The sequence below is a fragment of the Pseudomonas sp. So3.2b genome, from assembly GCF_019464415.1.
Taxonomy (GTDB): domain Bacteria; phylum Pseudomonadota; class Gammaproteobacteria; order Pseudomonadales; family Pseudomonadaceae; genus Aquipseudomonas; species Aquipseudomonas shahriarae.
The window spans coordinates 3293936-3306298 of the sequence record NZ_CP080494.1 but is presented as its reverse complement, the minus strand read 5'-3'; the positions used below and the strand labels follow the sequence as shown (position 1 = coordinate 3306298).

Genomic DNA, 12363 nt, shown 5'->3' with positions numbered 1-12363 from the left:
GCTCAGGCCAGGTTCTGCTCGGTCAGGCGCTGTACCGCCAGGCGTCGGTAATGCGACGGCGTCATGCCTTTGAGCTGCTGGAAGCGCCGGTTGAAATTGGAGATGTTGTTGAAGCCCGACTCGAAGCACACATCGGTCACGGCCTTATCGCCATCGGCCAGCAGTTCGCAGGACTTGCTGATCCGCAGGCGATTGACGAACTCGATGAAGGTGCGGCCGGTGGCTTGCTTGAACACCCGGGAAAAGTAGGTGGGTTTCATCCCCAGGTAGTGTGCGACTTCTTCCAGGGACAATTCCCGCGCGTAATGGGCAAAAATGTAGTCCACCGCACGGTTGGTCCTGTCGATGCTGTGCTCATCGGCCAACTGCGCGGTGGCTCCTCCCGACAGCACTTGGTAGTCCTCGCAGGCACAGAGCGCCTCCAGCAGCACAAAAAAATGCCCCAGCCGCGCCATCCCATGGGTGTCTTCGATGCGCTGCATCAAGGTCAACGCCTGGGCGATGGTCTTTTGGCAGCGGAACTCAATGCCGTATTGTGCCCGCTCCAACAGCGGCGAGAGGCTCTTGAGTTCAGTGAAGACCTGGCTGCCGCCTTCCAGCAACTCATCGGTGAAATTCACCAACATGTCGCGCTTGGGCACCACTTCGTCTTCCTCCACCTGGCTGATCCAGTTGTGAGGCAAGTTGGGGCCGGTAAGGAACAGGCTTTGCGGGTGGAAGTTGCCGATATAGTCGCCGATAAACACCTTGCCGGAGCTGGCGACAATCAGGTGCAACTCGTACTCCTTGTGGAAGTGCCAGCGCACCAGCGGGCAGGGGAAGCCGTGCTGGCGATAGATGATGGACAGGCCGTTGTGATCGTCCATCAACTCGTAGGAAGGGTCGGTGATGCGCGTTGCTCGGCTCATGCTGGCGTCGCTTTTATTGTGGTTGCGCAGCCGATAATGCCCCGTTGCGCGCCACCTCGCCAGCGTCGGTGTTTAAAGAACGCGGTTTTTTGCCTCGATCCACTGCGCCATGTACTGGGTACTTTTATGCAGGTGGTGGCGCAACATGCTGCCGGTAAAGTTGTTGCGCCGGTGCTGCGCCAGTTCGCCCAGGCAATGTTGCAGGCGTTCAACCAGTGCGGGCCCGTGGACCTGCGGGGCAAAGCGACGGGCCAGCAGCGCACGGCCATTGGCCTGGGCCTCGGTCCAGGCTTGCCGATCTTCGTATAGCGCCACGGCGGCGGCGGCCAGGGCCGTGGCGCTCTGGGCGACCGTCCCGGGCCAGGGCTGCCCGTCGGTCATGCCTTCGGCGCCGATGGGGGTGGTAATGCTCGGGGTGCCGCAGAGCATGCCATCGGCCAGCTTGCCCTTGATCCCGGCACCGAAGCGCAACGGGGCCAGGCAGATGCGCGCAGCCGACATCACTTGCAGGGCGTCCTCGGCCCAGTTCATCACATGAAAACCCTGGGCCGGATTGTGCAGCGCGGTGGCCTTGGGGGGTGTGTAGGCACCATAGATGTGTAGCTGGGCGCCGGGGAGCTGCTGGCGAATCAACGGCCAGAGGCTGTTTTTCATCCAGAGCACCGCATCCCAGTTGGGGGCGTGGCGGAAGTTACCGATGCTCAGGAAATGCGCGCGGTCCTCATAGGGGATAAACCCCTCGCTGGGGGCGTCGATCATCAACGGGCACCAGTGGAGCAGGGCGGCGGGCACCTTGAACTGTTCGGTGAGCAGTTGGATCTCCACATCGGAAATCATCAGGCTGATATCACAGCGGTAGATCGCCGCGATCTCGCGCTTGGCCAGGTCGGTATCGGCCATCCTCTGGAACTCTTCGTCCAGGGCCGGGGCGAACACGGGGCTGAAGTCATCCGCGTGTGGCTGCTGCTTCAGGTAGTCTTTCAGGCGCTGCTGGCGGGCATCGCGCAGGCTTTGCAAGTCCGAGGTTTCCAGGACGCGCAGGGCATCCGGGCAATGCTTCTCCACCCGCCAGCCGAACTGCTCCTCCATCATAAAGCGATCGAACAACACGATATCCGGGGCCAGTTCACGGATAAAGTCGTCGAAACTGCAGTTATTGAGCTCGATGGCGCATTCGCGGATACCCAGTGCCGCCAGGTCAGCCTTGTGTTCACCGATAGCGGCCGGGCTGCTGAAGGTGATGGCCCAGCCTTGCGCCAGAAAACTTTCCAGGATCTGCATCATATGCCCGCCGGCGGCCGAGGAGCGGGGCTCCGGCCAGACGTAACCGATAACCAGGACGTGGGTGGCAGGCTGACTTTTCAACGGTGAATTCCTTCAAGGGCAGGCAAACGCGGCGCAATTAAACCACAGCAGCCCGGCGCGGGCGCAGTCATGACATTTTGTGTTCGGCCATAGGTGTCATTCGCACTTTGTGGTTAACTTCCGCCTCTCGAATTCGTTTCGTCTAACCCAGCATAAGGATTCCGTTCATGGCTCAAGTCACCCTCAAAGGCAACCCGGTCCAGGTTGAAGGCCAGTTGCCGCAAATCGGTAGCCAGGCCCTCGACTTTTCCCTGACCGCAGGCGATCTGTCGGACGTCACCCTGGCGACTTTCGCCGGCAAGCGCAAAGTACTGAACATCTTCCCAAGCGTTGACACCCCGACCTGCGCCACGTCGGTACGCAAGTTCAATGCCCAGGCCAACGAGCTGAACAACACCGTTGTACTGTGCATCTCCACCGACCTGCCATTTGCCCAGGCGCGTTTCTGCGGCGCCGAAGGCCTGGAAAACGTGAAGAGTCTGTCGGACTTCCGCAGCGCCGATTTTGCCGTTGACTACGGTGTATCCATTGCCGACGGCGCCCTCAAGGGCCTGACCGCCCGCGCCGTGGTGGTACTGGACGAAAACGACAAGGTGCTGCACAGCGAGCTGGTTGGCGAAATCGCCGAAGAGCCAAACTACGAAGCGGCCCTGGCTGTACTGAAGTAATTGCGGCAGCGCGTTACTGTCGCTTTGCAGTAACACGTATGATGCATGCTTGCGGCCTGGCCTAGTCCAGGCCGTTTTTATTTGTGCTTCAGCGGTTTAGGCCAAATAGCTGATGTTGCCCCACGAAAAGTAAATGTTTGTAAGCCTGAAGGTAAATAGCCGGTAAAGGCGCTTTTCTAAACGCGCCCCAGTGCTTATCTTTCAGCCTCCCACAGTAGAAGCCCTCGCCTCCAATGGTTGATCAATCCATGCAATCGTCCCCCCGTAGTTCCCGCCGCTGGCTGTTTGGCTTGCTCGTCCTGTTGGTTGTTGCCTTCCTGTGCTGGAAATTCTGGCCGACCGGCACCGCCCAGAAGGAGGCCCCGGCAGCCAGGACCAGCAAGACCGGGATGATGCGTCCCGGCTTCGGCGGCTCGGGTGCGGCGGTGCCGGTACGTGTCGCACCCGCGGTCGCAGGGGATTTCCCGGTGTACTACAAGGCACTGGGGACGGTGACGGCCTTGAACACCATCAATGTGCGCAGCCGGGTCGGGGGGGAGCTGGTCAAGATCGCCTTTGAAGAGGGGCAGATGGTCAAGGCCGGCGACCTGCTGGCGGAAATCGACCCGCGCAGTTATCAGAATGCCTTGCTCCAGGCCCAGGGCACACTGATGCAAAACCAGGCGCAATTGAAAAACGCTCAGGTTGACCTTGAGCGTTATCGCGGCCTCTACGAACAGGACAGCATCGCCAAGCAGACCCTGGACACCGCTGCCGCGCTGGTCCTGCAATACCAGGGCACGGTCAAGACCAACCAGGGGGCGGTGGATGACGCCAAGCTCAACCTTGAGTTCACCAAGATCCGTGCGCCGATTTCCGGGCGCGTTGGCTTGCGCCAGTTGGACGTCGGTAACCTGGTGGCGGCTAATGACACCACCGCCCTGGCGATCATCACCCAGACCCAGCCAATCAGCGTGGCGTTCACCTTGCCGGAAAACACCCTGCAAACCGTACTGGCCCGCTATCGCGGTGGCAACAAGCTGCCGGTGCAGGCCTGGGACCGTGGCGACCTGCAACTGCAAGCCACCGGTGTGCTGCAAAGCCTGGACAACCAGATCGACGTCACCACCGGCACCCTGAAATTCAAGGCGCGCTTCGATAACCACGACCAGGTGCTGTTCCCCAACCAGTTCGTCAACGTGCGGCTGCTGGCCGACACCCTGAAAAACGTGGTGCTGGTACCTTCGGCCGCGATCCAGTTCGGCACCAATGGCACCTTTGTCTACGCCCTGGACGGTGACAAGAAGGTCAAGATTCGCACCCTGGTGATTGGTGAGACCGATGGCCAGAACACCGTGGTCAAGGAAGGCCTGGCCGCCGGCGACCGCGTGGTACTGGAAGGCACCGATCGCCTGAAAGATGGCACCGATGTGGAAGTGGTCAACGACAGCAACCAGGTGCCCACCGGCCCGACCGAACACTTGCAGGGCAAACCCGCGGCACAAGGCGAAGGCAGCCCGACGGCTGACGCCGGCAAGGCGCAAAAGGCCGGCGCATGAACCTGTCACGGCTGTTTATCCTCAGGCCCGTCGCCACCACCCTGAGCATGCTGGCCATTGTCCTGGCCGGCCTGATCGCCTATCGCTTGATGCCGGTGTCGGCCTTGCCCCAGGTGGATTACCCGACCATCCGCGTCATGACCCTGTACCCCGGCGCCAGCCCGGACGTGATGACCAGCGCGGTCACCGCGCCCCTGGAACGCCAGTTCGGGCAAATGCCGGGCCTGACGCAGATGGCCTCCACCAGTTCCGGCGGGGCCTCGGTCCTGACCCTGCGCTTCAACCTCGACGTCAATATGGACGTGGCCGAGCAACAGGTGCAGGCGGCGATCAACGCGGCCAGCAACCTGTTGCCCTCGGACCTGCCGGCGCCGCCGGTGTACAACAAGGTCAACCCGGCCGATACCCCGGTACTGACCCTGGCCGTCACCTCCAAGACCATGCTGTTGCCCAAGCTCAATGACCTGGTCGATACGCGCATGGCGCAAAAGATCGCGCAGATCAGCGGCGTGGGCATGGTCAGCATCGCCGGCGGCCAGCGCCAGGCCGTGCGGATCAAGGTCAACCCCGAGGCCCTGGCGGCCAATGGCTTGAACCTGGCCGACGTACGCAGCCTGATCGCCGCCTCCAACGTCAACCAGCCCAAGGGCAACTTCGACGGCCCGACACGGGTGTCGATGCTCGATGCCAACGACCAGTTGGTATCGCCCGAGCAGTACGCCGAACTGATCCTGGCCTACAGCAACGGTGCACCGCTGCGCCTCAAAGACGTCGCGCAAATCGTCGATGGCGCAGAAAACGAACGCCTAGCCGCCTGGGCCAATGAAAACCAGGCCGTATTGCTCAATATCCAGCGCCAGCCGGGCGCCAACGTGATCGAGGTGGTGGACCGGATCAAGGCGCTGCTGCCGAGCATCACCGACAACCTGCCAGCCGGTCTCGACGTGACGGTACTCACCGACCGCACCCAGACCATCCGCGCCTCGGTCACCGATGTGCAGCATGAACTGCTGATCGCCATTGCGTTGGTGGTAATGGTGACGTTCCTGTTCCTGCGCCGTTTCAGCGCCACCATCATCCCGTCGATTGCCGTGCCGTTGTCGCTGATCGGCACCTTTGGCGTGATGTACCTGGCTGGCTTCTCCATCAATAACCTGACGCTGATGGCCCTGACCATCGCCACTGGGTTTGTGGTGGACGATGCCATCGTGATGCTGGAGAACATTTCCCGCTATATCGAGGAAGGCGAGACGCCGATGGCGGCCGCGCTCAAGGGCGCCAAGCAGATCGGCTTCACCCTGGTTTCCCTGACCCTGTCGCTGATCGCGGTGTTGATCCCGCTGCTGTTCATGGCCGATGTGGTCGGGCGGCTGTTCCGCGAATTTGCCATCACCCTGGCGGTGGCGATCCTGATTTCCCTGGTGGTGTCCCTGACCCTGACGCCGATGATGTGCGCACGCCTGCTCAAACGCGAACCCAAGGAAGCAGAACAAGGGCGTTTCTACAAGGCCAGTGGCGCGTGGATCGACTGGCTGGTTGCCGCCTACGGGCGCAAGCTGCAATGGGTGCTCAAGCATCAGCCGCTGACCCTGTTGGTGGCCATTGCCACCCTGGGCCTGACGGTGGTGTTGTACCTGGTGGTGCCCAAGGGCTTCTTCCCGGTGCAGGACACCGGGGTGATCCAGGGCATTTCCGAGGCACCCCAGTCGATATCCTTTGCGGCCATGAGCCAGCGCCAGCAGGAGCTGGCGAAGATCATCCTCGAAGATCCCGCAGTGGAAAGTCTTTCTTCCTACATTGGCGTCGATGGCGATAACGCCACCCTCAATAGCGGCCGCCTGCTGATCAACCTCAAGCCCCATAAAGAGCGGGACTTGAGCGCCGTCGAGGTGATTGCACGCCTGCAACCGACACTGGACAAACTGGTGGGGATCCGTCTGTTTATGCAGCCGGTGCAGGACCTGACCATCGAAGACCGTGTCAGCCGCACCCAGTACCAATTCAGCATGTCCTCCCCGGATGCCGACCTGCTGGCCCTGTGGAGCGGCAAGCTGGTACAGGCCCTGAGCCAGTACCCGGAACTCACCGATGTGGCCAGCGACCTGCAGGACAAAGGCTTGCAGGTGTACATGGTGATCGACCGCGACGCGGCCTCGCGCCTGGGCGTGTCGGTAGCCAATATCACCGACGCCCTGTACGACGCCTTCGGCCAGCGGCAGATTTCCACGATCTACACCCAGGCCAGCCAGTACCGCGTGGTGCTGCAGGCCCAGTCCGGCGAAAGCCTGGGGCCGGACGCGCTGAACCAGATCCATGTGAAAACCACCGATGGCGGCCAGGTGCGCCTGTCCAGCCTGGCCCGCATCGAGCAGCGCCAGGCGCAGTTGGCGATTACCCATATCGGCCAGTTCCCCGCAGTAATGATGTCATTCAACCTGGCCCCCGGCGTGGCCCTGGGCAAGGGTGTGGAGCTGATCAACCAGGTGCAGAAGGACATTGGCATGCCGGTCGGCGTGCAGACCCAGTTCCAGGGCGCCGCCCAGGCGTTCGAAGCCTCGCTGTCGAGTACGTTGCTGCTGATCCTGGCGGCAGTGGTGACCATGTATATCGTGCTGGGCGTGCTGTACGAGAGCTATATCCACCCGATCACCATCCTCTCGACCTTGCCATCGGCAGCGGTGGGGGCCTTGCTGGCGTTGCTGCTCACGGGCAATGACCTGGGGATGATCGCGATCATCGGCATCATCCTGCTGATCGGCATCGTGAAGAAGAACGCGATCATGATGATTGACTTCGCCCTCGACGCCGAACGCAACCAGGGCCTGGACCCGCAGACCGCAATCTACCAGGCGGCGTTGTTGCGTTTCAGGCCGATCCTGATGACCACCCTGGCGGCGCTGTTCGGTGCGGTGCCCTTGATGCTGGCCACCGGCTCCGGCGCAGAGTTGCGCCAACCCCTGGGCCTGGTGATGGTCGGTGGCTTGCTGTTGAGCCAGATCCTCACGCTGTTTACCACGCCGGTGATCTATCTGTACTTCGACCGCCTTGGCCGTCGCTGGCGCAAGTCCGAAGCGCTGGAGCCGGTTGAGCCATGAACCTGTCCGGACCTTTTATCCGCCGGCCGGTAGCCACCATGCTGCTGAGCCTGGCGATCATGTTGCTGGGTGGCGTCAGTTTCAGCCTGCTGCCAGTGTCGCCGTTGCCGCAGATCGACTTCCCGGTGATTGTGGTCTCTGCCAGCCTGCCTGGCGCGAGCCCGGAAGTGATGGCGTCTACCGTGGCCACGCCGCTGGAACGGTCCTTTGGCGCGATTGCCGGGGTCACCACCCTCAGCAGTTCGTCCAGCCAGGGCTCGACCCGGGTGATTCTGGCGTTTGACTCCGACCGTGATATCAACGGCGCGGCGCGGGAAGTGCAGGCGGCAATCAACGCCTCGCGCAACCTGTTGCCCAGCGGCATGCGCAGCATGCCCACCTACAGGAAGATCAACCCGTCCCAGGCGCCGATCATGGTGCTGTCGCTGACCTCGGACGTGTTGCCCAAGGGCCAGCTCTACGACCTGGCGTCCACCATCCTCTCGCAAAGCCTGTCCCAGGTACCGGGTGTGGGCGAGGTGCAGATCGGCGGCAGCTCCCTGCCGGCGGTGCGCATCGAGCTGGAGCCCAAGGCCCTCGACCAGTACGGCGTGTCCCTGGATGAGGTGCGCGACACCATTGCCAATGCCAACGTGCGCCGGCCCAAGGGCTCGGTGGAAGATGGCGAGCGCAACTGGCAGATCCAGGCCAATGACCAGCTGGAAAAGGCCAAGGATTATGAGCCGCTGCTGATCCGCTACCAGGACGGTGCCGCCTTGCGCCTGAGCGATGTGGCGAAGATCAGCGATGGCGTCGAAGACCGCTACAACAGCGGTTTTTTCAACAATGATGCAGCGGTGTTGCTGGTGATCAACCGCCAGTCCGGCGCCAACATCATCGAGACCGTCAAGCAGATCAAGGCCCAGTTGCCGGCGTTGCAGGCGGTATTGCCGTCCAGCGTCAAGCTCAACCTGGCCATGGATCGTTCGCCGGTGATCACCGCCACCCTGCATGAGGCAGAAATGACCCTGCTGATTGCCGTGGCCCTGGTGATCCTGGTGGTGTACCTGTTCCTCGGCAACTTCCGCGCCTCGCTGATCCCGACCCTGGCGGTGCCGGTGTCGCTGGTGGGCACCTTTGCGATCATGTACCTCTATGGATTTTCCCTGAACAACCTGTCGCTGATGGCCCTGATCCTCGCCACCGGCCTGGTGGTGGACGATGCCATCGTGGTGCTGGAGAACATTTCCCGGCATATCGACAACGGTATCGCGCCAATGAAGGCAGCGTACCTGGGGGCCAAGGAGGTCGGTTTTACCCTGCTGTCGATGAACGTGTCGCTGGTGGCGGTGTTCCTGTCGATCCTGTTTATGGGCGGGATTGTCACCAGCCTGTTCCGTGAATTTTCCATCACCCTGGCGGCGGCGATCATTGTGTCGCTGGTGGTTTCGCTGACCCTGACCCCGATGCTCTGCGCGCGCTGGCTCAAGCCCCATGTCAAAGGGCAGGAGACCGGTTTGCAGCGCTGGAGCCAGAAGGTCAACGACCATATGGTCGCGGGTTACGCCCGTAGCCTGGACTGGGTGCTGCGGCACAAGCGGCTGACCCTGCTCAGCCTGTTCGTGACCATCGGGGTGAATATCGCGCTGTATGTGGTGGTGCCCAAAACCTTTATGCCGCAACAGGACACCGGGCAATTGATCGGTTTTGTGCGCGGCGATGACGGCCTGTCATTCAGCGTCATGCAGCCGAAGATGGAGATCTTCCGCAAAGCCGTGTTGCAAGACCCGGCAGTGGAAAGCGTGGCGGGTTTTATCGGTGGCAGCAACGGCACCAACAACGCGGTGATGCTGGTGCGCCTCAAGCCGATCAAGGAACGCCAGCTGTCGGCCCAGGCGGTGATCGAGCGCTTGCGCAAGAACGTGCCCCTGGTACCCGGTGGCCGCTTGATGCTGATGGCCGACCAGGACCTGCAATTTGGTGGTGGCCGCGACCAGACGTCTTCGCAATATTCCTACATCCTGCAAAGTGGCGACCTGGCGGCCTTGCGCCTGTGGTACCCGAAAGTGGTCGCCGCGCTGCGCGAGTTGCCGGAACTAACCGCCATCGACGCCCGCGAAGGGCGGGGTGCGCAACAGGTGACGCTGATTGTTGATCGCGATCAGGCCAAGCGCCTGGGCGTAGACATGAACATGGTTACCTCGGTGCTGAACAACGCCTACAGCCAGCGGCAGATTTCCACCATTTATGACAGCCTCAACCAGTACCGGGTGGTGATGGAGGTCAATCCGAAATACGCCCAGGACCCGATCACCCTCAATCAGGTGCAGGTGATTACCGCTGACGGCGCGCGAATTCCGCTGTCGACCATTGCCCACTACGAAAACAGCCTGGCCAACGACCGCGTCAGCCACGAAGGGCAGTTTGCCTCCGAAGACATTGCCTTCGACATGGCGCCCGGGGTCACGGTGGAGCAGGGCACGGCCGCCATCGAGCGGGCGATTGCCAAGGTCGGCTTGCCGGAAGACGTGATCGCCAAGATGGCCGGCACCGCCGATGCCTTCGCCGCCACCCAGAAAAGCCAGCCCTTCATGATCCTCGGCGCATTGGTCGCGGTGTACCTGGTGCTGGGGATTCTCTATGAAAGCTACATTCACCCGCTGACCATCCTCTCGACCCTGCCCTCGGCCGGGGTCGGCGCGCTGTTGTCGATCTACGTGCTGGGCGGCGAGTTCAGCCTGATCTCGCTACTGGGTCTGTTCCTGCTGATTGGCGTGGTGAAGAAAAACGCGATCCTGATGATCGACCTGGCCCTGCAGCTGGAGCGCAAGGAAGGCATGCAGCCCCTGGAATCCATACGCAGTGCTTGTTTGCTGCGCTTGCGGCCGATCCTGATGACCACCCTGGCGGCGATCCTCGGGGCCTTGCCGTTGCTGCTGAGCACCGCCGAAGGCGCGGAAATGCGCCAGCCCCTGGGCCTGACCATTATCGGCGGGCTGGTCTTCAGCCAGATCCTGACCCTTTACACCACCCCGGTGGTTTACCTCTATCTCGACCGCCTGCGCCACCGTTTCAACGGCTGGCGCGGGGTGCGTACCGACGCTGCCCTGGACACTCCGCTATGACCGAATCAATTGTTTTCCGGGCCCCTGCACTGACGGTGATGTTTTGCGCCGTGTTCCTCAGCGCCTGCGCCATCGGCCCCGATTACCAGCGCCCGCAAGTTGCCGAGCCGGCGCAGTACAAAGAAGCCCAGGGCTGGCGCCAGGCCGCCCCCAGCGATGCCCTGGCCCGTGGCGCCTGGTGGGAGCTGTATGGCGACCAGCAACTCAACAGCCTGGTGGACAAGCTCAACAACGCCAACCAGACCGTGGCCCAGGCCGAAGCCCGCTACCGCCAGGCCCAGGCCACGGCACGCAGCTCCCGTGGCGCGTTCTTTCCGACCGTCGACCTGAGCGCCGGGAAAACCCGCGCCAGCCAGGGCACGGGTAGCAGTAATGCGAGCTTGAGCAGCTCCAGCAGTGGTATCCGCGACACCCTCAACACCCAGTTGGGGGTGAGCTGGGAAGCCGATATCTGGGGCAAATTACGCCGAGGCCTGGAAGCCAGCGACGCCAGCGCCCAAGCCAGCGCCGCCGACCTGGCGGCCATGCGCCTGAGCCAGCAGTCGGAACTGGTGCAGAACTACCTGCAATTGCGGGTCATGGACGAACAGACGCGCTTGCTGCAAACCACCGTCGAGACCTATCAGCGCTCGCTGCAAATGACCCAGAACCAGTACCGCGCCGGTGTCTCAGGCAAGGACGCTGTCGCCCAGGCCCAGACCCAGCTCAAGAGTACCCAGGCCAGTCTGATCGACCTGGTTTGGCAACGGGCGCAACTGGAAAACGCCATCGCGGTATTGATCGGCGAACCTCCTGCCATGTTCAACCTGGCGGTGAGCAAGGACATACCGGCACTGCCGCAGATTCCTGCCAACCTGCCATCGCAACTGCTGGAACGCCGCCCGGATATTGCCTCGGCGGAGCGCGCAGTGATTGCCGCCAACGCCAATATCGGCGTGGCGAAAACCGCCTACTACCCCGACCTGACCCTGAGTCTGGCCGGTGGTTACTCCAGCAGCACCTATGCCGACTGGATCAGCCTGCCCAACCGCTTCTGGTCGGTGGGGCCGAAACTGGCGATGACCCTGTTCGACGGCGGGCAGCGCTCGGCAGAAGTTGACCGCGCCGAAGCGTCCTACGACGAAACCGTGGCCAAGTACCGCCAGACCGTACTCGACGGTTTCCGCGAGGTGGAAAACTACATGGTCCAGCTCAAGGTTCTGGAAGACGAGGCGGGCGTGAGCAACGAGGCCCTGGAGTCCGCGCGGGAATCCCTGCGCCTGACCCAGAACCAGTACAAGGCCGGCCTGATTGCCTACCTGGATGTGGTCAACGTCCAGGCGACGGCGTTGAGCAACGAACGTACCGTGCTGACCTTGCTGCAAACCCGGCTGGTGGCCAGCGTGCAACTGATTGCAGCGCTGGGTGGTGGTTGGGATGGCCAGTTGGAGCCAAACGAAAAACCCTGACCCTGTCGGCGATGGTCGTCAACGATAACGGATGAACAGCTGATAAACCCTCAGGGGTTATTGCTGACGCCATCGCGGGCAAGCCCGCTTCCACCGACTGTAGTTTCGCCCCTCCCCAGGCCATACATTTTCAGTAATGGCCTTGTGACAATATTCCACCTGTACGAGAATTATTCTCGCTACAATCCCCGACTTTCCCCCGGCACGGACGCCGTTCGCATCGTCATCCATGAGACG

The 12363-nt window shown here is 62.0% G+C and carries 7 protein-coding genes; 5 read left to right on the top strand and 2 right to left on the bottom strand.

Annotated features, from left to right (window positions below; translation table 11 throughout):
• Positions 1-2: 2 nt before the first annotated feature.
• Positions 3-908, bottom strand: a complete 906-nt coding sequence (locus tag K1X80_RS14695; RefSeq protein WP_057436628.1) for an AraC family transcriptional regulator — start codon at positions 906-908, stop codon at positions 3-5.
• 72 nt (positions 909-980) lie between these two features.
• Positions 981-2273 carry a glycosyltransferase gene (locus K1X80_RS14690; protein WP_120733172.1) on the bottom strand — a complete coding sequence of 431 codons (1293 nt, stop codon included), beginning with the start codon at positions 2271-2273 and terminating at the stop codon, positions 981-983.
• A 167-nt stretch (positions 2274-2440) separates the two neighbouring features.
• Between K1X80_RS14690 and tpx the strand changes: the two genes are divergently transcribed.
• The 5 genes from tpx to K1X80_RS14665 all read left to right on the top strand — a co-directional run bounded on the left by tpx (position 2441) and on the right by K1X80_RS14665 (position 12126).
• Positions 2441-2941 carry a thiol peroxidase gene (gene tpx / locus K1X80_RS14685; protein WP_057436626.1) on the top strand — a complete coding sequence of 167 codons (501 nt, stop codon included), beginning with the start codon at positions 2441-2443 and terminating at the stop codon, positions 2939-2941.
• 233 nt (positions 2942-3174) lie between these two features.
• Entirely contained in the window at positions 3175-4479 is a 1305-nt protein-coding gene (locus tag K1X80_RS14680) for an MdtA/MuxA family multidrug efflux RND transporter periplasmic adaptor subunit (protein ID WP_220172245.1), read from the top strand.
• Positions 4476-7574 carry an MdtB/MuxB family multidrug efflux RND transporter permease subunit gene (locus tag K1X80_RS14675; protein ID WP_120733168.1) on the top strand — a complete coding sequence of 1033 codons (3099 nt, stop codon included), beginning with the start codon at positions 4476-4478 and terminating at the stop codon, positions 7572-7574. The genes K1X80_RS14680 and K1X80_RS14675 overlap by 4 nt, the downstream gene beginning before the upstream one ends.
• The gene (locus K1X80_RS14670; protein ID WP_186625406.1) at positions 7571-10678 is read left to right on the top strand and encodes an efflux RND transporter permease subunit; all 3108 of its coding nucleotides are present in this window, start codon (positions 7571-7573) and stop codon (positions 10676-10678) included. Before K1X80_RS14675 ends, K1X80_RS14670 begins: the two co-directional genes overlap by 4 nt.
• The gene (locus K1X80_RS14665) at positions 10675-12126 is read left to right on the top strand and encodes an efflux transporter outer membrane subunit (RefSeq protein ID WP_169989688.1); all 1452 of its coding nucleotides are present in this window, start codon (positions 10675-10677) and stop codon (positions 12124-12126) included. The genes K1X80_RS14670 and K1X80_RS14665 overlap by 4 nt, the downstream gene beginning before the upstream one ends.
• Positions 12127-12363 lie beyond the last annotated feature (237 nt).